This window comes from Clostridium sp. 'White wine YQ' (assembly GCF_028728205.1).
In the GTDB taxonomy this organism is placed as follows: domain Bacteria; phylum Bacillota; class Clostridia; order Clostridiales; family Clostridiaceae; genus Clostridium_T.
The window spans coordinates 1,859,441-1,879,407 of the sequence record NZ_JAQYUU010000001.1; the positions used below are offsets into that span (position 1 = coordinate 1,859,441).

General features: G+C 29.0%; 26 protein-coding genes. 3 read left to right on the top strand and 23 right to left on the bottom strand.

The window, feature by feature from the left end:
• Positions 1-86 precede the first annotated feature (86 nt).
• From PTZ02_RS09340 to PTZ02_RS09400, 13 genes are all read right to left on the bottom strand, one after another.
• On the bottom strand, positions 87-545 hold the full coding sequence (locus PTZ02_RS09340; RefSeq protein ID WP_274227520.1) for an 8-oxo-dGTP diphosphatase: 459 nt from the start codon (positions 543-545) through the stop codon (positions 87-89).
• Positions 546-650: 105 nt separating this feature from the next.
• The gene (locus tag PTZ02_RS09345) at positions 651-869 is read right to left on the bottom strand and encodes a hypothetical protein (RefSeq protein ID WP_274227521.1); all 219 of its coding nucleotides are present in this window, start codon (positions 867-869) and stop codon (positions 651-653) included.
• Positions 870-1,005: 136 nt separating this feature from the next.
• Positions 1,006-1,770 carry a SagB/ThcOx family dehydrogenase gene (locus PTZ02_RS09350; RefSeq protein ID WP_274227522.1) on the bottom strand — a complete coding sequence of 255 codons (765 nt, stop codon included), beginning with the start codon at positions 1,768-1,770 and terminating at the stop codon, positions 1,006-1,008.
• Positions 1,771-1,847: 77 nt separating this feature from the next.
• Positions 1,848-4,418 (bottom strand): 3'-5' exonuclease, encoded by a 2,571-nt coding sequence (locus PTZ02_RS09355; RefSeq protein WP_274227523.1) that lies wholly within the window; start codon positions 4,416-4,418, stop codon positions 1,848-1,850.
• Between the two features lie 107 nt (positions 4,419-4,525).
• Positions 4,526-5,131 carry a hypothetical protein gene (locus PTZ02_RS09360; protein WP_274227524.1) on the bottom strand — a complete coding sequence of 202 codons (606 nt, stop codon included), beginning with the start codon at positions 5,129-5,131 and terminating at the stop codon, positions 4,526-4,528.
• A 19-nt stretch (positions 5,132-5,150) separates the two neighbouring features.
• The gene (locus PTZ02_RS09365) at positions 5,151-6,791 is read right to left on the bottom strand and encodes a cell wall-binding repeat-containing protein (protein ID WP_274227525.1); all 1,641 of its coding nucleotides are present in this window, start codon (positions 6,789-6,791) and stop codon (positions 5,151-5,153) included.
• 138 nt (positions 6,792-6,929) lie between these two features.
• Positions 6,930-7,292: a sulfite exporter TauE/SafE family protein gene (locus PTZ02_RS09370; protein WP_274228084.1), complete on the bottom strand. Its 363-nt coding sequence runs from the start codon at positions 7,290-7,292 to the stop codon at positions 6,930-6,932.
• Between the two features lie 35 nt (positions 7,293-7,327).
• Entirely contained in the window at positions 7,328-8,518 is a 1,191-nt protein-coding gene (locus PTZ02_RS09375) for an MFS transporter (protein WP_274227526.1), read from the bottom strand.
• 124 nt (positions 8,519-8,642) lie between these two features.
• The gene (locus tag PTZ02_RS09380) at positions 8,643-9,269 is read right to left on the bottom strand and encodes a FlxA-like family protein (RefSeq protein ID WP_274227527.1); all 627 of its coding nucleotides are present in this window, start codon (positions 9,267-9,269) and stop codon (positions 8,643-8,645) included.
• A gap of 80 nt (positions 9,270-9,349) precedes the next feature.
• Positions 9,350-10,168 carry a Cof-type HAD-IIB family hydrolase gene (locus PTZ02_RS09385; RefSeq protein WP_274227528.1) on the bottom strand — a complete coding sequence of 273 codons (819 nt, stop codon included), beginning with the start codon at positions 10,166-10,168 and terminating at the stop codon, positions 9,350-9,352.
• A 26-nt stretch (positions 10,169-10,194) separates the two neighbouring features.
• A complete protein-coding gene (locus PTZ02_RS09390) occupies positions 10,195-10,947 on the bottom strand; it encodes a DeoR/GlpR family DNA-binding transcription regulator (protein ID WP_274227529.1) in 753 nt (250 codons plus the stop codon).
• A gap of 97 nt (positions 10,948-11,044) precedes the next feature.
• Complete coding sequence (locus tag PTZ02_RS09395; protein WP_274227530.1) at positions 11,045-11,206, bottom strand: aspartyl-phosphate phosphatase Spo0E family protein; 162 nt, start codon at positions 11,204-11,206, stop codon at positions 11,045-11,047.
• Positions 11,207-11,283: 77 nt separating this feature from the next.
• Positions 11,284-11,646, bottom strand: coding sequence for a DUF5658 family protein (locus tag PTZ02_RS09400; RefSeq protein WP_274227531.1), 363 nt, complete (start codon positions 11,644-11,646; stop codon positions 11,284-11,286).
• Between the two features lie 187 nt (positions 11,647-11,833).
• On the opposite strand from PTZ02_RS09400, the gene PTZ02_RS09405 reads away from it, so the two are divergent.
• The 3 genes from PTZ02_RS09405 (at position 11,834) to dmpI (ending at position 13,216) form a co-directional block, all read left to right on the top strand.
• Positions 11,834-12,097 (top strand): hypothetical protein, encoded by a 264-nt coding sequence (locus PTZ02_RS09405; RefSeq protein WP_274227532.1) that lies wholly within the window; start codon positions 11,834-11,836, stop codon positions 12,095-12,097.
• A 221-nt stretch (positions 12,098-12,318) separates the two neighbouring features.
• Positions 12,319-12,888 (top strand): hypothetical protein, encoded by a 570-nt coding sequence (locus tag PTZ02_RS09410; RefSeq protein ID WP_274227533.1) that lies wholly within the window; start codon positions 12,319-12,321, stop codon positions 12,886-12,888.
• A 139-nt stretch (positions 12,889-13,027) separates the two neighbouring features.
• On the top strand, positions 13,028-13,216 hold the full coding sequence (gene dmpI / locus PTZ02_RS09415; protein WP_274227534.1) for a 4-oxalocrotonate tautomerase DmpI: 189 nt from the start codon (positions 13,028-13,030) through the stop codon (positions 13,214-13,216).
• A 32-nt stretch (positions 13,217-13,248) separates the two neighbouring features.
• Here dmpI and PTZ02_RS09420 read toward each other — a convergent pair whose 3' ends face one another.
• The 10 genes from PTZ02_RS09420 to PTZ02_RS09465 all read right to left on the bottom strand — a co-directional run bounded on the left by PTZ02_RS09420 (position 13,249) and on the right by PTZ02_RS09465 (position 19,965).
• Complete coding sequence (locus PTZ02_RS09420) at positions 13,249-14,367, bottom strand: NAD(P)/FAD-dependent oxidoreductase (protein ID WP_274227535.1); 1,119 nt, start codon at positions 14,365-14,367, stop codon at positions 13,249-13,251.
• Positions 14,368-14,583: 216 nt separating this feature from the next.
• Positions 14,584-14,730, bottom strand: coding sequence for a hypothetical protein (locus tag PTZ02_RS09425; RefSeq protein WP_274227536.1), 147 nt, complete (start codon positions 14,728-14,730; stop codon positions 14,584-14,586).
• A gap of 78 nt (positions 14,731-14,808) precedes the next feature.
• Positions 14,809-15,060: a hypothetical protein gene (locus PTZ02_RS09430; RefSeq protein WP_274227537.1), complete on the bottom strand. Its 252-nt coding sequence runs from the start codon at positions 15,058-15,060 to the stop codon at positions 14,809-14,811.
• A gap of 37 nt (positions 15,061-15,097) precedes the next feature.
• Entirely contained in the window at positions 15,098-15,637 is a 540-nt protein-coding gene (locus PTZ02_RS09435) for a CDP-alcohol phosphatidyltransferase family protein (protein ID WP_274227538.1), read from the bottom strand.
• 91 nt (positions 15,638-15,728) lie between these two features.
• Entirely contained in the window at positions 15,729-16,058 is a 330-nt protein-coding gene (locus tag PTZ02_RS09440; protein ID WP_274227539.1) for a hypothetical protein, read from the bottom strand.
• Between the two features lie 263 nt (positions 16,059-16,321).
• Positions 16,322-16,597: a hypothetical protein gene (locus PTZ02_RS09445; protein WP_274227540.1), complete on the bottom strand. Its 276-nt coding sequence runs from the start codon at positions 16,595-16,597 to the stop codon at positions 16,322-16,324.
• 293 nt (positions 16,598-16,890) lie between these two features.
• Positions 16,891-17,514, bottom strand: coding sequence for a DedA family protein (locus PTZ02_RS09450; RefSeq protein WP_274227541.1), 624 nt, complete (start codon positions 17,512-17,514; stop codon positions 16,891-16,893).
• A gap of 48 nt (positions 17,515-17,562) precedes the next feature.
• On the bottom strand, positions 17,563-18,306 hold the full coding sequence (locus PTZ02_RS09455; RefSeq protein WP_274227542.1) for an ABC transporter permease: 744 nt from the start codon (positions 18,304-18,306) through the stop codon (positions 17,563-17,565).
• On the bottom strand, positions 18,299-19,030 hold the full coding sequence (locus PTZ02_RS09460; protein ID WP_274227543.1) for an ABC transporter ATP-binding protein: 732 nt from the start codon (positions 19,028-19,030) through the stop codon (positions 18,299-18,301). The genes PTZ02_RS09455 and PTZ02_RS09460 overlap by 8 nt, the downstream gene beginning before the upstream one ends.
• A gap of 77 nt (positions 19,031-19,107) precedes the next feature.
• Positions 19,108-19,965, bottom strand: coding sequence for a hypothetical protein (locus PTZ02_RS09465; protein WP_274227544.1), 858 nt, complete (start codon positions 19,963-19,965; stop codon positions 19,108-19,110).
• Positions 19,966-19,967 lie beyond the last annotated feature (2 nt).

Genomic DNA, 19,967 nt, shown 5'->3' on the forward strand with positions numbered 1-19,967 from the left:
AAATGCTTGTCCTAAATTAGCTTGTAAACCCTCATGTTCAAGCCTTATTTAGACAAGCATTTTAATAAATAAATGTTAACCGTCCCCTATTTTAATTTTAACTTTCCTGAATTTTGTTCATTCCAAATTCCGAATCCTTCAGAGTATTTATTTTCAAAAAACATCGGTAATCTTTCTCCAAACCCTTCTGCAAGATTTAATCTATGTAATTCATCTTTATCTACCCAAAATATTTTTCCCTCAGAAGTTTTATCTAGTAACTTTCCGTCAAATACCTCTGTTTTAAAATTAAACACAAAATATCTTTCTCCGGTTTCACTATTGTATAGGTTTATTATTCCACAAGGCTCTAAGTTAGAAATGGTTAGGCCTGTCTCCTCTTTTATTTCCCTTATAGTAGATTCTACTATACTCTCTCCTGCTTCAATATGTCCTCCTGGAAAAGAAACTCCCTTCCAAGACTTTACCCTATCTTGCACCAATACCTTGTTATTCTCTCTATCATAAATCATACACATATTTGTCAATTCCACTCTATCACTCATTATGCTCACCTCAATACTACTATTTAATATATATTGATTATATCATTCTATAAAAAAGAGTGATGCACTATTTAATATTGCATCACTCCCCAATCTTAACTTTTATTAGCCTTTAGTTAACGCTACAACTAACAAAATTATTATTCCAATTAAAGCTATAACTGCCATAAATCTATTATATTTAACTACCTCGTCGCTTGGTTCAAGATTTTCATTTTTAAACTGCCACTTTTTACCCCACAGTGAACTTTCTCTAGGATAAATTGCCATATATAAAAATAATACTATAAAAGGTATTGAAATCATTATTGCTATAAACTTCAAACTTCTTCCCCCTAACACAGTAATTTAAATTTATTCAATTCTAAACCGCGCTATTAAATAAGTATAATTTCAAATTAAGAATACCACATGTACCATTATCTGTAAAATTTAAAACAGAAGCTTATGCTTCTGCTAATTATTCAACTTTCTTTTTTCCCACAGCGGCAAGATATATTACAAATTCTTCATCCCCATCTAGTCCTAAAAGCCCATCTATCATAGTTTGATCATAAATACCAATAGCGCAAGCTCCTGCATCAATTGATTCGCTTGCTAAATATAGATTTTGACATACGTGTCCAATATCTATTAGTATTTTTTTATGTGCTGTAATGTCAAACTTCCATTCGGAACGATATGGCGTTGTACTCCATGCAAATATCACTGCTGCCTTTTTTGCAAAGTTAGGTACAAATGGCTGATCTAGCGTAATTTCATCTATTTTTTCATCTATACTATCAATCTCAAATATAAATAAAAGTTTATGCTCGTCAGGAAGATATCTATATGCACCTTTTTGTATTCCTTCTACGTTCATAATGAATAAATATGTTTCAAATGAATGCGTTGCACCACTACAAGGAACTGTTCTTAGCGTAAGCCCTGCCTTATTAGTACCTGTAATTCCTTGAGTTGCCCATAATAAATATGACAACTCCTCAATGCTTATTGCTTCTTTGGCATAGAATCTTGTACTCCTTCTGCTTTTTATGCATTCGTAGATATTTTCTTTACTTAAAATCTCATGACTTACCTCTGGAAGATTAATAAGCTCTGAAGATAAATCATAAGATTTCACCTCATCAGGTTTTGGCATGCCCTTCATCTTATCAGTTCTTATATTCTTAAACTCATTAAAATTTGACTTTAGAAAGCTTCTCTGTTTTTCATATCTCCCCATTACTTATCCCCCTTAATGCTTTTAATAAATATAATAAACATATTCACTAAAAACATCTGTAACCTATGTTACTATGATTAATCTATAAACTGAGGAGAAACCAAATTTATAAAACTTCTCTTATCTCTATCCATTATGCTTGTGGTTATATAAAGCCTCTTTTTGGCTCTAGTTATAGCCACATAAAAAGTTCTTTTTTCTTCATCAATATTATTACTTTTTATTGCCATATAAGATGGAAAAGTATTATCTTGAACTCCTGCTATAAAAACTGTTTCATACTCTAAGCCTTTTGCCTGATGTACTGTTATTATTGGTATTCTTGCTTTCTTAGTTCTATTAACAATTAAACCTTCTAATTCTCCATTTGAAAGAGATGTAAGTTTTATAATATCTATTAAAGAATCTCTGTTACTCTTTTCTTTATCATCTAACTCTCTTAGTAGTACGTAGAAGTCTTTCATTCTCTCAATTTTCTCTTTACCAGCATCCCCTAAGTATAAAGTTTTTAAATTAAAGTCATTTACTATTTTACCTACTATATCATAAGGTCTTATATTCTCTGAATCTCTAAATAATTTGTTTATTTTATCTGAGATATTTGAAAATGACTTTATATATTTATTTACTAACGCTACTCTTTCTGAAGATGTAGGAATTATATCAACTTCTATTGCTCTAACTAAAAGGTCTTTTGTCGCTAGAATATCATCCATGGCATCATGACTTGGTACATGCTTAGTTTCAAATATTTTGCTTAAAGTTTCTAGTTTGTGATTCACTGTATTAGGATAAAATCTTCTATAAATATCTAATGTATCGTAAAAGGTCTTAAAGCCTGGTTTTCCAAGTGTTAGCCTAGAAAGTTCACTTGTTAATATATTTATGTCATATTGAACATTATGTCCTACAATAACAGTTCCTTCTGAAAACGTAATAAATTCCTTTAAAACTTCGCCTCTGTCCCCACCATTTTCTCTTAAAAATTCATCGCTAAAGCCATGTACATGCTCCGAATCTTTAACTGATTTATTATTTTTCAGGAATCTTTCAAATACATCAATTACTTCTCCTGATTTATTTATCTTAATTGCTGCAATTTGTATTATTTCATCTTCAGTTACATCTACTCCTGTGCTTTCTACATCAAAGACAACTATATTATCATTATTAAACTCTTCAATAAGCAACGAATACTTTTCTCCATATTTCAGTACATCTTCATCAACAAAATCTGTTAGGGATATTCCTACTTTCTTATATTCCTCTGATTCTATAATTTCAAAGGTTTTATCTCCTACACCTGTAGGAAGCCTTTTTATTATTCTTTTTAAGCTAACTGAATCATATCTATTTCCTACAAGCTTTAGAAAAGCTATTATATCTTTTATTTCTTGTCTTCTAAAGAACTTAAATTGGTCCACTAATATAAATTCAAAATTTAAAGCCTCATATTGTGTTAAACTCCTTAAATGCTGACTAAGATTTATATTATATCGATTATCTCTTGTAAGTATACAAGCTTTGCTTAAATCAATATTTCTTTTTTCTAATTCTTTTACTTCGTTTAATATGAATTTTGCTTCTTCCCTAATGTTTGCATTAGGTTTTATTATTATCTTTTCTCCCTCTTCTTGAGACTTTGCCTTAATTCCTTCCTTATATAAATCTTTTATTTCGATTGGGAATGCATTTTGCAAAAACTTTAGAGAAGCTTCTGTGAGATTTTTACTTGCTCTATAATTAACCGAAAATACTATTTCTAAAGGGTCATACTTTTCTCTAAAACTTTTAAATATCTTACTTGGCTCCGAGCCTCTCCATTTATAAATAGTCTGAAATACATCTCCGCAAATTAAAACATTATTTCCTTCAAATAACTTCTCAATAATGGAATACTCTAATAGACTTGTATCTTGAACTTCATCTATATTTATATATTTATATTTATTTCTAAGAGCTTCTACAACTTCTTTATTATTAAACAACTCCTTTGTCTTAACTATTAAGTCTATAAAATCTAGTCCATGGTTATTATAAAGTAAAGAGTTATATGAATTAACTAATATATGCCCTTTCTCTGCTAAAAAGTCCCTTAACTTACTATTAAGTTCTCCTCTTTCTGTACATATTTCATCTAATTTTTCTTTGTTCTCTTCTATTAAATAAGCTGCTGCCTCTTTGTAATCTTTGTGAACATCGTCACTAAAGATTTCTCTATTAACTCTCTCCAACTTGGTCATCTCTATAAATCTCTGTAGCTGGTAAATAGAAAAATCAAAATAGTTACAACTTTTAATTATTTCCTTACAATCATCCTCATCGAAAATAATAAAATCCGAAAATATATCAGTTCTCTTTTTAACTTCCATTTTTAAAACGTCAAAACAAAAGCTATGAAATGTTTTTACTGTAATATTTTTAGCCTCTGTCCCCACTATTCTTTCAATTCTTTCCTTCATTTCTTTAGATGCCTTATTGGTAAATGTAATACATAGTATCTCTGAGGCTTTAGCTTTTCCTTTTGATATTATATCTGCTATTCTTTTTGATAAAGTATCTGTTTTTCCAGTACCTGCTGATGCAAGTAACATTATATTTCTTTCTTGTTCATTTATAAGTAAATTTTGCTCATTATTTAAATCCATAGCATTTCACCACCTATACATAACATATATCAATAATACCAATAATACTGGTTAAAGTAAAAAAATTGGATATCTCATTTTAATTTTTGAGACATCCAATCTTATTTTTATATTGTATTATAGTTTGTTTCAGTTAGTTGTGGAGCATGCTCAAACTGACACTCTTCTCCATTATATAAAACCTTAACTCCCTGAACCCACTCTCCAGAATAACCTTTTTGAAGAATATTATTTACTATTCTCTTTGCATTAATAAGCGCTTGTTGATCCCCTTGAAACTGTTGGTACCAACTAGATTCATCTTGTACGCTTTTAGTTTCTTTAAGATTTATTATAGCGATAACTTTATTGTTTTCCTTTTTGGTTGAAACTTCATATGATTTTCCATTAAACCACTTATCCATAACACCTTTAGTTACAGCTTTTACCTTATCATCTAAAGAAGCTTCTTTTTTTACTGTTGCATTAGTTTCATCCTTCTTATTTTCTTGATTGATGTTAGCATCTTTAATCTTGATTTCCTCACTTTGATTATCAGCTGGCTGAGACTCATCAGTGGTTTTATCTGAAGTATTATTTTCCGAGTCATTATTTTGACTTGCTTCTACTTGTTTATTATCCGTTTTAGATGCATCATCCTTTTTATTATTACATGCTACTAAAAATAATGAAGTTACAACTAATAGTGCAATTATATTTAAACCTTTTTTCACGCTTATACCCCCAAAACATTTAATTATTTAATGTTTTTTGTACTGCATCTCCAATTACTTCTCCAATTTTTGCTTGATTATCTGAGTTTGCTGATCTTGTAGCTTCATCATAATTAGATAAGAATCCACATTCAACTAATATAGATGGCATATTTGTATTCTTAGTTACAAATAAATTATGGTCATGAGCATATCTATTATTATATCCCATTTTTGATGATAAATCATTAACTACAGTAGTTGCTAAATTTCTACTTACAATAGCTGCATTGCTTGGAGTTGTATCAATATATACTCCTGAATACCATCCATAAGGATCATCTCCAGTTATAACTCCACTAGTATCAATATTAGGTCTATATGTACTATAGTGTGCACTTACCCCTGTTACTGATGAACTATCTGATTTATCATGATGTATACTGATAAATAAGTCAGCTTTTAATCCATTCGCTAAATCTGTTCTGCTTTGTAATGATTGGCTTAAGCTTGTTGAAACTGGTCTGTCCCATGCTTGTCTAGTTAAAACCACTTTGTTTCCTCTCGCTTCTAAGCTAGCCTTAACTTTCAATGCTACTTGCATATTTAAATCAGTTTCTGCATATCCATTTCCTACTGCGCCATAATCAGCACCGTAATCATGACCTGGATCTACTACAATTAATTTACCAAAGTAGTTATTTATATTACTTTGTATTACTCCAGTACCTCCAAGTACAAAGAAGCTTAAACTTGATTTTGAATCTAAATAATCTTTAACGTCTTCTTCCATAGATTTGTCCTGAGTTAGTAAAATAGGTGTTTGAGTTTTTGCTGCTAAAACACCGCCTGCTAATGCATCTGGAAAATCTTCTCCAGTTGCTAGCATAAAGTTACTATTAAAACTACTTTGGAAAGTCTTAACTATATTTAACGCTGTCAAATATCTATCAGCTCCTGCTAACCTTTGAACAGTCATTCCATCACTTGTAAGTTGATTCTCAACATTTTGAGATATTACTCCTGTTCCTCCACTTATTATAACATTAGTTATACCATTATTTTTTAACCAAGCTCTTGTTTTTGCTTCTAGTGAATTAGCTTCAGTATATAATATTGGTATATGCTTCATTGCTGCATATGGAGATATAGATAGTGCATCTGGATAATTGTCAAAAATTGAAATTACTGCTGTGTGTGATGAATTACTGCTATTTACTTTGTCTGCTATTTTTAAAGATGTTTCAAATCTGTCTATACCACCAAGTCTTGTAACAGTATATCCTGTACTTGTTAAACTATTTTGTACGCTATCTGAAACTACACCACTACTACCCAATATGTAAATATTACTTGCATTTAAACGTTTGATTTCATTCATTGTACTAGTCGGAATTGAAGTTTTATCCGTTAGTAAAATTGGTGCATCTTTTAAAAGTGCTAAAGGAACTCCACTCAGTGCATCGGGAAAATCATATGCATATGCTAGTACAACATTTTGCGAGCTTGTCCAACCAGCCTTACTTATTTCTACTGCTGTTTCCATTCTTGTACTACCACTATATCTTGTTTGACTTGCTATTATAGCCGCTGATGTCTTTATGCCATTAATATTTGTAATAGTAAGTGCAATAACACTTGCTATTGCTATTCTAATAGCATTCCTTAGTTTAATTCTCATAGTATCCCCCTTTTTAATAATTCATTTCATTTTTAATTATATATAAAAATTTGCCATTTCTCAACAAGCATATATTTACATTTACAAGTTTTACACTTCCTTTACTGGTTTGTAATACCATTGTAACATTATTTCTTATTATTTTCCAAAAAAGGTCTTGATTCCTACTAATATTATAAAAACTCCAAATATTTTTTTCATTACATCAACCGGAAGTGCTGCTGCTAGCTGTGCACCATATTTTGCTGCTATTAACATAGTTATACAAATAATAATTCCTGAATAGACATCAACATTTCCTTTTTTATAGTACTCTAAAAATGCAAATATCCCCACTGGTGGAAGCATAGCTACTAAAGAAGTACCTTGTGCTTTTAATTGAGGAAAATGTCTAAAGAATATTAATGCCGGGATAATTATTATCCCTCCCCCTATTCCAAATAATCCACTTAAAACCCCTGCTGCAATTCCAATTAAAATATCAATTATTATACTAGTCATCATATTCTTTCCTCCTAAAAACTTATAAAATAATACTAATTAAACTTTCTAGTTTTATGAATTATTATTGCTACTAATTGAGTTATTATTCCTATAAAGCATACCCCATACCAGCCAAAATGTGCATAACTTAATGATCCAAAATAGGATCCTAATGAACCTCCTATAAAATACGAAACCATAAAAACAGTATTAATTCTATTTCGAGCCTCTTCATTTAAAGCATGAACTCTTGCTTGGTTTGAAATCTGGCAAGATTGAACGCCAAGGTCCAATAAAATAACTCCAATAATCAATCCCCATATTTTAAATCCAAATAGTGTAAAGCATATATAGGCACTAGTAACAATTATCATACCTATGCCTATAGTAAACTTTGGACTTTTTCTATCCGCTATTCTTCCTACAATAGGAGCTGCAAGTGCTCCTGTGACACCCACTAAACCAAACAGACCTGCTATCTCAGAACCCATGTTATAATGATAACTTTCAAGTAAAAATGAAAGAGTTGTCCAAAATGCACTAAAAGCTGCAAACATCATTGCTCCGTTAATTGAAGCTTCTCTTAATACTGGTTCTGTTTTTATTAAATGAAGCATTGATTTAAATAATTCTCCATATTTCATTTCCGAAATGGGTTCACTTTTAGGCAGAATATTTCTTAAAGCAATTGCTAAAATTAGCATCATACTTGCTGCAATAAGGTATACAACTCTCCATCCAAAATATTTTCCAATAATTCCACTAAAGGTACGTGATAATAATATTCCTATTAATAAACCACTCATTACTGACCCTATGATTTTTCCTCTTTCCTTTGGGTCAGCAAGCTGCGCTGCTAATGGTACAATTAATTGTGGTACAACTGAAGTAAATCCAATTGCAAAAGCTGCTACCGCAACTACTGTTATATTAAAAGATAAAAACATCAAAACCAGTGAAATAGCTGCAAAAATTAACATGGTTACAATTAAAGTTCTTTTTTCTCTTATATCTGCTAAGGGTAATAAAAATAACATTCCGATTGCATAACCTACTTGAGTAAGCATAGCAACAAAACCTATGTTTCCCTGAGTCACATTAAAATATTTAGCTATCTCTGCAAGTAGTGGTTGAATATAATATAAATTTGCTACTGTAATTCCACATGCTGCTGCCATTACTACTATTAAAAAATGACTTAATTGAAAGCCATTTTGTATCTGCTTTTCTTGCTTCGTTAACATTTAACAACCTTCTTTCGTAAAAATCACCACTTCAATTATACCACTAAATATTTATCTTGCATTTTACATTCCTGTTAAAATTCTTAACAACAAAGGCTTGTCTATATTTGACAAGCCTCAATAATTAAACAATTACGTCTATTTTTCTATAATTAATATCTTCTTCTTTCGCAACTTCTTCATTAATTTCTGCAGAAGCATTCATATTTTTATCCTTGTTTTTCACTTCTTTATGTACTTCACTAAGTTTTTTATCTAGTTTCTTATCTTTCTTATCTATTTCTTTAAGTTCAGCTTCTTTTCTTTCTGTTGCTGCACCTCTTCCTGCATCCAGTTTTATTTCCATCTTTAATACTCTTTCTTTTCCGTTAAAATCGTTTTTTGTCTTATTAATTATTTTAGCCTTAGAGTATGTAGAATTCAATTGAAATAATTCATTCTGATTATTTATTTCGCTAGGATCATTTTTGCTAGTGCTTGCACTTTTATTCTGGTGTTCCTTATTTGAATTTAAATTATCTTTTACTTTTTCATTCTGTATCGACTGTATTTCCGCATCAAGCTGTTCTATTTGGCTTTCTATGTCTTTACGTCTTTCTCTTTTAATACTCTCCTCAAGCTTACTATCATTTAAGTTTTTTAATTGTTCTTGTAATTTCATCTTTTGTTTTTCTAATATATCAACCTGATTATTATCTTTAGTATATGAAGTTAAGGTACTTGTACTAGAACCAATTGCCGTAATATTCATGATTATCCTCCATAACTAAAATTTATATATTTAATTATACAACTTTTTATGTTAATAATACAAACTTCACCAATTGATCACTACAGTACCTTGATTAAATGCTTTTCTAGAGCCTTAGCCACGCCATCTTCGTCATTGGTAAAGGTAACTTCATCTGCGTGCTCTTTGACCTTGCTAGGTGCATTTCCCATGGCAATTCCAAGTGCTGCATATTCTATCATATCTATATCATTGTAGTTATCACCTATAGCTATAACCTGCGATCTTTCAACATTAAATTCCTTGCATAAAAACTCTATGGCTGATGTTTTAGATACCTCTTTTGCCATAATTTCTAAGTAAGTTGGCTTTGATGGATATACATTTATATCCTCATTACTAGTTGTAATCTTTTTATATAATAACTGAATATCTTCCGGCTCACCCATACACAAAATCTTATTTGCTCCAGAATTTTGTTTCTCTAATTGTTTAATTAAATTATTGAAATCTATTATTTTAGGAGAAATATTAGTAATCTCACTTTCATTTATTGCCCATTTATCGAGGTTTTCTATATACCATTCATCATCCTTATATATGCTTAAACTTACCTTAAAATCTTTTGAAGTATCATATATCTTTTTCATGACCTTAGAATTTATAACTTTATTAACTAATACATTTGAATGCTTGTCCATTATTAATGCTCCACTATAACAAATAATCGGCTCAGAAATATTAAGTTCATTTTGTAGTGGAATTATTCCTTTTGGCATTCTTGCTGATACTAGAACTGTATAAATTTTCATCTCATTTGCAATTTTGTTAATTACCTCTTTTGTTTTTTCTGTAATCTTATGATTTGAATTTATTAATGTCCCATCTATATCTAAACATACCATTTTATATTTACACATCGAAACTCCCCCTAAACATAAATAATTTAAATAACTATTACTTCAATATTCTTTGATTCAATTATTTCTAAAAAGTTTTTAGGCGGAATTTTATCAGTGATTATAATATCTATTTCATCTAAATCTACGCCCTTATGGTAACTACTCAACGAAAATTTTTCGTATTCTGCAAGAACAATTACTTTTGACGAACGTTTTACTACAGCACTTTTTATACATGCATCTTCTTCATCCACATAATATATGCCATTTTCCATTATAGCTGCAGCACCTAAGAACACCGCATCAAAAAGCATATTCTTAAAATAACGTATGGAGTCAGGACCGTAAAAGAATCTATTATCTCTATTTAGATATCCTCCAGTAGAATAAACTTTAACATTTTCCTTTTCTGAAAGAACTTCAATATTATCTAGAGAATGAGTAACGACTGTAACCTCTTCGTTTAAATATTCTGCTAAAAAACTTATTGTTGTTGAAACATCAAAAAAATAGTGTTCTTTATAATGAATAAACGGCAACGCTCTTTTTGCTATACTTTTTTTACCTTCTGAATAAGATTTAAGTCTTTCTCCATAAACTTTAATTGTATTTCTTATAGCTGGTATTGCAATTCCTCCATGGGTTCTAATTGCAGTCCCTTGCTCTATCAGTTTTATAATATCACGACGCGCTGTATCTCTCGATACATTCAAAGTTTCACAGATATCATGTACTGACATTTTACGATGTTCATTTAGATATTCTAAAATCTTTAATAACCTTTCTTCTTGATACATATAAAATCACCTCTAATTCTATATTAAGTATTTTTAAGTAATATTTCAATACTTTTAAGTAATTTCTAATAAATAAAAAAGAGCCTAAGCTCTATCTTTATTTAATGGTCTCATTATATTTGTTCAAAAGTGAATTCAACATTCTACTAATACTAATAACTTCAAAATTAATTAAATTTTCCTGTTTCTGTTTAATGGTATTTTCTAATTGTTCTCTTAATGATTCAATATCTTTTAATAATTCCTCAGCTTCTGACATAAAAAACACCTCCATTTACTATTATTTCCAATAGAGATATTTTCTATAAGTCTTCAGGATATTTTTTCATTATTTTTCTATGATAAATTTATATAAAAACACAAACCTAGATTTAACAGATGTACAAAAGTAATGATGCAAAACGCAATTATTAAGAAATTAAGAACCTTGTTAGATAGTAGAATATCTTTTTCATTTGAACCTCTAAGCCTATAATACCAATAGAAAATAACTAACCCAACTCCGCCTATTTTTACAATAAATGCTTGAGGAATATTATATATAATTTTTCTCATTACCAAATTTGCTTCACTAAAATATTCTCCATTTGTAAAAAGTACAATCCAAGTAAAAAAAAGATCTATAACATTTAGAATAAATAAAAAAATAAATTTTCTCTTAATATGGCTTATTCCCTTATACCTATTTATTATCTCCATCATATCTCCTCTTACCTAAATTCTTACCACAATAAAATATATTAAACATTTAATGAATTATTTACTTAAACTATAATTGTTGCCAAAAAATATTAAATAATTTGAATTTCTCTACGATAAATAAATTATGTTGTTATTAAAGAAATAATTATTATATCCTAATTAATTCTTAAAAGGAGGGGTTTATGTGCAATTAGAAGCTGCCATAATTCATAATAGTAAATTTAATTTTGCACTAATTCCTGTTGATTATTCTATTGTAATTAATTCAACCACAGCAAAAGATGTTCAAGCATCATTTGCTAAATACTTTCCTGGTTTGCCTATAGTTTTGATGTCTGAGAATGATCTTACTATACCTACATACTTCGGTAGAAAAGATATTTTGAGATATCTTACGGATTTAAATCCTAGCTCTTTATCCTTCGAAGTATTTAATTTTGATTATTAAAAATTTACATATTTAATCAGAGATTGAACAATTTACTTAATTATCACTAAATACTTTTTATTTTACGTAAAAAACACCACATTGAATGTAGTGTTTTTTTTCGTATTTGACTCCTGATAGTTACTAGGTATTTATAGAATTGGGTTTTTATGTTTCAAGGTATAATACTCATTTTTATGGTTAACATATACTTGTACTATAAATATGAAGGAGTGATTGTAATGGACGAAAAAAATAAAAAAGCCTTAGAGGGTTATTTAGACAAAAAAGTAGATGCTGAAATTGGAGAAGAAATATCTGGATTAAGAGAACAAATAGGCGCAATGGAAAGCACATTAAATCAATTAAAACAAACATCAATGAGTTCTTCTATGGGCTCATCTATGAGTTCTCAAAATAGCGGTTCACAAATGCAATCTAATCAACAAGGAAAACAGGTTGTGAATAACTTACAACAACAAATAAAGGACTTTAAAAATCAAGCTCAACAACAGCAACAACAAACTCAACAACAACTACAGAGCTCTATAATTCATGCAATAAATGATTTAAACCAAGCAAATCAATACTTACAATCAAATCAGACTTTAGTACAAATGAACCAACTTATAGAACAAACTCAACTACAACTTGATCAAATGAGTCAAAATACTCAACAACAAATGGGTCAACAAAATATGCAGCAAGGAAGTCAACAAGGCAGCCAACATGGAAATCAACAAGGAAATCAACAAGGCATGCAACAAAATAGTTTTGGATTAAGCGGTTCATCTTCTCATTCTAGATTTTAGATAAATACTATATACTAAAAATCGTGTTTATATGGTAATCCTTATAAACGCGATTCTTTTTTATTGAAAACACTTCTGTAAATCTCTGTTAAAGTTTTATATAATTTAACTATGAATATAATATAGGAGGTATGAAATTATGCCAGTTATACAGCTTGATGGACCTAAGATCTCAAAGGAACAAAAAGAACAACTTGTAAAAGAATTTGTTACTTCTGCTAGTAAAATTCTTAACATTCCAGAGCAAGCTTTTGTTACAGTAATTAAAGAGAATGATTATGACAATATTGGTAATGGTACAAGTTTATTATCAAATCTTCATAAGTAGATTTAAAAAATGCTAGGAATATCCCTAGCATTTTAATTATTGATTTTTTCATTGTAATAATTATTTAATTTCATAATTGGAGTGGTTAATTCCATCAAATCTATATGACTTTTAGTTGAAAAAATTTTATCTATTAGCTTGTCAAAAAATTTGTTATCTAATGATTTAATAGAAGAATCTAGCTTGTCATCTGTCAAGCTTTGTAGGTATCTCCTTAACTCTAATGAATTGTTATAATTATCAATTAAAGGCCTAACAAGCTTTTCATATTTACCTATTCCGCAAATATCATAAGCAGAATAAACTCCCGTTAATATAGCCACAAACTGGCCAAAACCAAGCCCTGGAGAGATTGCTCCAAAGCAATTTCCAACAAAATATGTATTATCAATTTTTGGTGAATTACATATTCCCATCATATACCTAGTAAAATTAAATTCATCAGTTATTCTAAATTCTTGATTCAAGTCTTTGCATATTAAACCATAAAACTTTTCCCAAACTTGATTTAAATCTAGTTTAATATTATTAGGATAACAAGGATATGCCATTACAATATTAGCTTCCCTTTCGCTATATGGAATGAGCCATCCATACCCCTTAGGGATCACCTCATAATTGAACCACACTTCTGGAACATCTCTGTTAAATTCCCCTTCTACTGTTACTCCTTTCATCTTACAAGTTAAATCACATCTATAATTCCCTAAATCGCATGCATATTCTCCATCTCCAGTTGCTAATACAACATAATCATACTTCTTACATAAATCTTCATAACTATAGGTTGAATTATAATTTATTTCTGTTTTAACCTGCCTTGCTAACTGAGATTCATATGAGTCTTTATGCCTTCCTCTAATATTTAAATATCCTATTTTACCTTTAATACTTCCAACTTCATTTTTTGAATGTATTACTATTTTATTTGCTTCAGTAATTGGCTTTAAATGTATATCAAATTCTTTTGATATATAATTTATGCTATCTTTAATAGGCCTATTTAGTATACTAAACATTGCTTCTCCGTTAACAAATCTGTCTCCTACCTGACTTCTTTTTTCAAAAACATGGGGGTTTATACCATGCTTCTCTAATGTTAAAGCGCAAGACAAGCCTGACATTCCTGCTCCCATTATCGCAACTTCCATAAAATCATCTCCTTTTGATAGTTTACATAATTTTATATTCCTTATACGTAAAAAGTCCTAACATAAAAAGCTCCTCAATTTGTTTTGAAGAGCTTTTGCTTTTAATTTCTATTAAGTTTATTTTTTAATAAATCCGAAAATGCTAATTGTTATTCCAACTAAAACTATCACTAAGCCTACTAAACTATATATAAATCCATCACTTGATGATATTCCTCAACCTACAAATGCGATTAATGCTACTCCAACAATAGAAATCTCTATTCCTAATAACATTAATTTTATTGAGTTCCTGTTTTCCGTATACTTAATTAATATAGCTAGGGTTATTAGTATTGGAATTAGTAAAAGTAAAAACAGCATACAAATTTCTCTCTTTCTTATAATTAATTCATAAGCTTCTAGTTAAACTAAGTATTTTTCAATATCTGAATAAACTTTTTATAGTCCATGTAACCGTCTATGTATTCCCATAATTATATGATATATAACTGGAAAGAAAATCATAACTAATAAACTTTCAAAAAGCATATCTAAATTTAATGTAACTATTGATGCTATTAGGCTTACAGTAACAAATAATAAATAGCCATTCATAGCCACTCTAGCATAAAATAGAAAAAACTTATTTTTCCCTTTAAACTTTTCTATCCAAAATAAATCATTTAGATATTTCATTAGTTTTCCTATCATATTAACTGCCTCTCCTTTAGTAAGACTCTTATATTTTTTATTTAAATAAAATACTTCTTCTATTTAAATCTGGCTCTTTATATTTAATAGTAATCAAAAGCTCTTCCAGAGCTGATATCAATACAATTATTAAAATAGTCCATACTAAAATGGGACTTTTAATAAATATAAGCATTATAGGCATAAGGAAAATAATCAATCCCGATAACTTATTTCCAATTGTATGAATAAATACAAACTCTTTGTATTTAATTTTAGTAAATAACAAATTTAATATTCGAATAGCTATTATAAGAATAAGCATAATCACACGATTGAAATTTATAATTGAGGAGTATTCTTTTAAAAAGATTATGAGAAATATTAAATAAAATACAAAGTCAGCAAACGAGTCTAATTTTGCTCCTAAATCACTTTCTAATCCATACCTTCTTGCAATAAATCCATCTAATACGTCTGTTAAACCTATAAATATATATATTGCTACAAATATAATTTTGTGAGGTATAAGTGTTAATAAAAAAATTGAAAATACAATTCTCAAACTTGACAACATATTAGGAATATTCTTTGTCATAAATTTCATCCTTTTTCACATAGTTCATATAGCTAAATTATACCATATTATATTAATTCAAATAAAAAAGCACTCAATCTTTTATTGAGTACTATTTATTATAAATTACTGCTATTTCTCCATTTCCTACAATAGAAATAGTATCTCCATTCCTAATTGTTCCTAAATTTATACTCTCATTTACTGTGTCAAATTCTTTAAAGAATCTTATATCACCTTCATGGTCAAGAATTGAAACACTTGTGCGATTATTAGGAGTTACAAGTGTAGCTGTTGCTTTATAGTCTTGAAGCTCAGCAATACTATATACGCCTTGCTTATATGTATTAAATATTGGGTCACGAGATTCAGTTGCCTTTGAAATTGTTGTAAAAGAGCAAATTAATAATAAAAAAAGATATATAAATTTTTTCATTTTCATTGTAGACACCTCATTCTATTATTTTAAAACTATATATAATTTGATAGCCAATCAAGTGATTTCATTTCCTTTTATATCATGCCTAGAAAGTATAATTAATATTAAAAGAATAATAATAAATCTTCTTATTTTCATCATCTTCACCTCACCTTATTAATTTCTTCATTAGTAATAAAAATATACATGCCATTCTAAGTAAAGATAAAAAGCATTTAGAACATCTAAATGCTTTTTCTTATTTACCAATCTTTAAATTAGTAATATTAATAAAACTTTACTTTTGATACATTTACTTTAGTTCCTTCTCTTTTTATAGCAAATGTTGATAATACTTTCCCATTCTTTTTAAGGATATAGATCATTCCATTTGTTCCTTCTTGTTTTTCTTGTTTAATCTGATATCCCCCTTGTAATAGCTTGCCCAAAAAGTTCTCCATATTTTCAGAGTCTATATTTCTTGTATCAAAGCCTTCATGTTCAAGCATTTTCTTGAAATTATCATTCATCGCCTTAAACATATCTGGATTCATTTCCTTCATTCTAAACCTCCTACCATATACAATACTTTAAGTTGTCTTACTTTCTATAATATCCATTATATTCAAATCTCTTCTAAATTCCTCCTTTTATGTCGAAAAAACAAAAATAAAAAAACAGCTAGAATATATAAAATTACTAGCTGTTTTTAAGGGGGAAAATTTATAAAAAAACTTATCTTGTTTATATAGTAAATGATTCATATTTCATTTGTGTGTCAAATTTATGTGCTTATTGTGTGATTAAAAAATACAGTATTATTCATAGCTTAATATGAATTATATAAGTGTACGAATTAATTCTCATTAATTGCTTTTTTCTTATTTCTAATAACAATATAAATTATTAATCCAAATATTAAAACTATCACTAAGTAATCCATTATGTGAAGTAATGAACGAATCTTAGTCCAGTTTTCACCCATTATAAATCCTGCATACCCAAGTATTACGCTCCAAATAAACGAACCTAGGAAAGTATATATTATAAATTTTTTAAGATTCATTTTACTTATTCCTGCTGGTAATGAAATAAATGTTCTTATTATTGGAAGTAATCTTGAGAAAAAAGCTATCTTATCTCCATATTTATTAAAATACTTATAACTCATTTCAATATTGTTATTTGATAACTTGAGTTTTTCTGCATACTTTTCAACTAGTGGTCTTCCTCCCTTAGCACCTATATAGTACATTACAATTGAACCTAAAGTTCCTCCCAATGTCCCAACCAATATAACTATTAGAAGATTTAATCTTTGACCAGTATATGCAGATGAGGCTAAATATCCTCCAAATGGCAATATTGCCTCGCTCGGAATAGGAATACATGCACTTTCCAGTGCCATCAATGTAAATACACCGAAGTACCCTAACTTCCCTAAAATAAAAATTGCCCAATTTACTATTGCTTCTATCATATCTATCTCCTTTTTAGGATAATTAATTAAAACTAAATATATTTCTATCTAAAATTCTTTTTTATCAAATAAATAAAACCCAATGGTGAAAAATATTATTCCGTAAGCTATAAGCATAAATAACAAATTAATATGAGCTAAATATTTAATTCCGCCTGAAGTCCATTGAGTATACCAGTTTAAATAAGAAGTAAAGATAGCATTATTAAAACCATTAATAAATATTGCTACAATTTTGACTCCAATAAATAATAAAATACAGCTAACTAGTGACCCAATGCTGCTCCTAAAGAATTGAACTATACAAGAAGCAAATGTTACTACTATTAATGCTGGAATAGCATCTAACATATAACTAATTACAATTAGTCCATAACTACCGATACTAAATCTAAATAAAACCGCTGCAATTAACGTTGAAATCATTATTACAAATAAATTTAAAATCACATATGCAGCAATTGCTATATTTTTTGAGATAAATATTTTAAATCTACCAATAGGTCTTGTAAGTGTTAATTTCATAGTTCTATCTGCAATTTCGCCTGAAAACAATTCTGCTGCTAACATAAAGATAAATAAAGGGAGAAATACATTAGTAATAACACTTAAAATAATCAGAGGAAAATTTTCTGCTGTTAAAGATATAAAGAATAATTTTGATTGAATTACAGAAATAAAAAATGCTGATAGAAAGCTAATTAAAGCCATAACAACTAAAAACACTACGGTTTTCTTTCTTAAAAAAAGCTTTTGCACTTCATTTATAACATTAGCTCCTAAACTATTCATTCTTCTCCCCTCCTTTAATCTCATGCATATAGAAATCTTCTAAGGTATTGTACTCTTTTTTTATTTCACTTATTGAAGTTCCACTATTAATCAATTGTCCATTATGAATTATTGCCACTTTATTACACATTAGTTCTAACTCATGCACTAAATGACTTGAGATAAAGAAAGTCATATTTTTTTCTTTGGCTAGTTCTATGATCATATTTCTCATTTCAACAGTACCTTCTATATCTAGTCCATTGGTTGGCTCATCTAATATTACCAATTCAGGATTTGAAATAAGTGCCATTGCTAGTGCAAGTCTCTGCTTCATTCCTAATGAGAATTTGCTTACCTTTTCATTTTTATATTGACTAAGGTTAACCTTCCCTAATATATCCTCAATATCTGATTCTTTAATATTGCTATAAAATCTAGCAACTGTCTTAAGATTGTTATATGCTGACATATATTCATAAACATCTGCTGTTTCGATAATAGCCCCAACAGACCTTAATGCAACTTCGAATTCATCTTTCAAATCATGTCCTAGGATTTTGACATTCCCACTTTGAATAGAATTTAATCCAATAATGGACTTCATTACAGTTGTCTTACCTGCCCCATTAGGACCAAGAAATCCAAATATTTCTCCCTTTATCACTTCAAAACTAATATTCTTTACTCCTCTACCATTAGAGTAAATCTTAGTTAAATCTTTTACTTCCAAAACCTTTTCCATACTTTTCTCCTCATTTTTTATAATTAGAGAGATTGAATATCTTTTATGATTTTCAATCTCCCAAAAAATATTTTTCTCTAATCCCTATGTCCTTTAAAACTATCCATAGTCTTAGTTTGTTTTCCTGTTAAATCTACAGTATCAGGAGTTGTGCCATCTATGTTTGATAGTTGTAGATCAACATTAATAGCAATTGTATGAAGTTTTCCAGTTGCATCCTTACCAGAAATAATAAGTTTTCCTGATTGGCTTGTAATTATATCATTTTTATTGATATTTGCACTAGAATCAACACTCACTACTTTTACTTCACTTTGTAGCTGAGGAAGTACATTCTTTAGGTCCTTTATATCACCTTTCTCATTGTTCTTAGCCATTGCAATTGAAGCCACTGCATTTACCAATGGTGTAATTTGACTATCATTCAATTTTATTGTTACAGCTTTTGTTCCATCACCATTATCAGTTGTTGAAACTCCATCCTTCATATTTCCTACAAGAGTATCAACTATTACTCCAACAGCTTGTACAACTTGTGGATTTTCTGCCTTATCTTCCTTTTGATATTTTTTGTCCCCAGAACCTGACACTGAATATACATCACTGTCACTTGTCTTTTCTACACGCTGACCATTTTGCAAATAGTTGCTTATAGTTTGAGTTTTGCCACTGGATGCTATAGTAGTTACACTACTCATAGCATTAGATCCTTCATTCTGCTTAAAAGTTTCAGTTACATTTAAAAGACTAGCATCATTATCTGTTACAGAAACTTTTACTGTAGCTGTTTCATTTTTTAATTCCTTTGTACTTAAAACAGCCTTTTTATAAGTTTCATAACCTGATAATTGTGAAGCATTTACAACAACAGTTCCTAAAAGTAAGCTTCCTCCCAATACTAAACTTGCAAGCATTGTGAATTTTTTCTTTACCATAT

Coding starts and splice junctions, on each gene's coding strand:
- PTZ02_RS09340 (WP_274227520.1), bottom strand. CDS start 545: ATGAGTGATAGAGTGGAATTGACAAATATGTGTATGATTTATGATAGA.
- PTZ02_RS09350 (WP_274227522.1), bottom strand. CDS start 1,770: ATGGGGAGATATGAAAAACAGAGAAGCTTTCTAAAGTCAAATTTTAAT.
- PTZ02_RS09355 (WP_274227523.1), bottom strand. CDS start 4,418: ATGGATTTAAATAATGAGCAAAATTTACTTATAAATGAACAAGAAAGA.
- PTZ02_RS09365 (WP_274227525.1), bottom strand. CDS start 6,791: ATGAGAATTAAACTAAGGAATGCTATTAGAATAGCAATAGCAAGTGTT.
- PTZ02_RS09370 (WP_274228084.1), bottom strand. CDS start 7,292: ATGACTAGTATAATAATTGATATTTTAATTGGAATTGCAGCAGGGGTT.
- PTZ02_RS09375 (WP_274227526.1), bottom strand. CDS start 8,518: ATGTTAACGAAGCAAGAAAAGCAGATACAAAATGGCTTTCAATTAAGT.
- PTZ02_RS09380 (WP_274227527.1), bottom strand. CDS start 9,269: ATGAATATTACGGCAATTGGTTCTAGTACAAGTACCTTAACTTCATAT.
- PTZ02_RS09385 (WP_274227528.1), bottom strand. CDS start 10,168: ATGTGTAAATATAAAATGGTATGTTTAGATATAGATGGGACATTAATA.
- PTZ02_RS09390 (WP_274227529.1), bottom strand. CDS start 10,947: ATGTATCAAGAAGAAAGGTTATTAAAGATTTTAGAATATCTAAATGAA.
- PTZ02_RS09395 (WP_274227530.1), bottom strand. CDS start 11,206: ATGTCAGAAGCTGAGGAATTATTAAAAGATATTGAATCATTAAGAGAA.
- PTZ02_RS09400 (WP_274227531.1), bottom strand. CDS start 11,646: ATGGAGATAATAAATAGGTATAAGGGAATAAGCCATATTAAGAGAAAA.
- PTZ02_RS09410 (WP_274227533.1), top strand. CDS start 12,319: ATGGACGAAAAAAATAAAAAAGCCTTAGAGGGTTATTTAGACAAAAAA.
- dmpI (WP_274227534.1), top strand. CDS start 13,028: ATGCCAGTTATACAGCTTGATGGACCTAAGATCTCAAAGGAACAAAAA.
- PTZ02_RS09420 (WP_274227535.1), bottom strand. CDS start 14,367: ATGGAAGTTGCGATAATGGGAGCAGGAATGTCAGGCTTGTCTTGCGCT.
- PTZ02_RS09425 (WP_274227536.1), bottom strand. CDS start 14,730: ATGCTGTTTTTACTTTTACTAATTCCAATACTAATAACCCTAGCTATA.
- PTZ02_RS09430 (WP_274227537.1), bottom strand. CDS start 15,060: ATGATAGGAAAACTAATGAAATATCTAAATGATTTATTTTGGATAGAA.
- PTZ02_RS09435 (WP_274227538.1), bottom strand. CDS start 15,637: ATGACAAAGAATATTCCTAATATGTTGTCAAGTTTGAGAATTGTATTT.
- PTZ02_RS09440 (WP_274227539.1), bottom strand. CDS start 16,058: ATGAAAATGAAAAAATTTATATATCTTTTTTTATTATTAATTTGCTCT.
- PTZ02_RS09445 (WP_274227540.1), bottom strand. CDS start 16,597: ATGAAGGAAATGAATCCAGATATGTTTAAGGCGATGAATGATAATTTC.
- PTZ02_RS09450 (WP_274227541.1), bottom strand. CDS start 17,514: ATGATAGAAGCAATAGTAAATTGGGCAATTTTTATTTTAGGGAAGTTA.
- PTZ02_RS09455 (WP_274227542.1), bottom strand. CDS start 18,306: ATGAATAGTTTAGGAGCTAATGTTATAAATGAAGTGCAAAAGCTTTTT.
- PTZ02_RS09460 (WP_274227543.1), bottom strand. CDS start 19,030: ATGGAAAAGGTTTTGGAAGTAAAAGATTTAACTAAGATTTACTCTAAT.
- PTZ02_RS09465 (WP_274227544.1), bottom strand. CDS start 19,965: ATGGTAAAGAAAAAATTCACAATGCTTGCAAGTTTAGTATTGGGAGGA.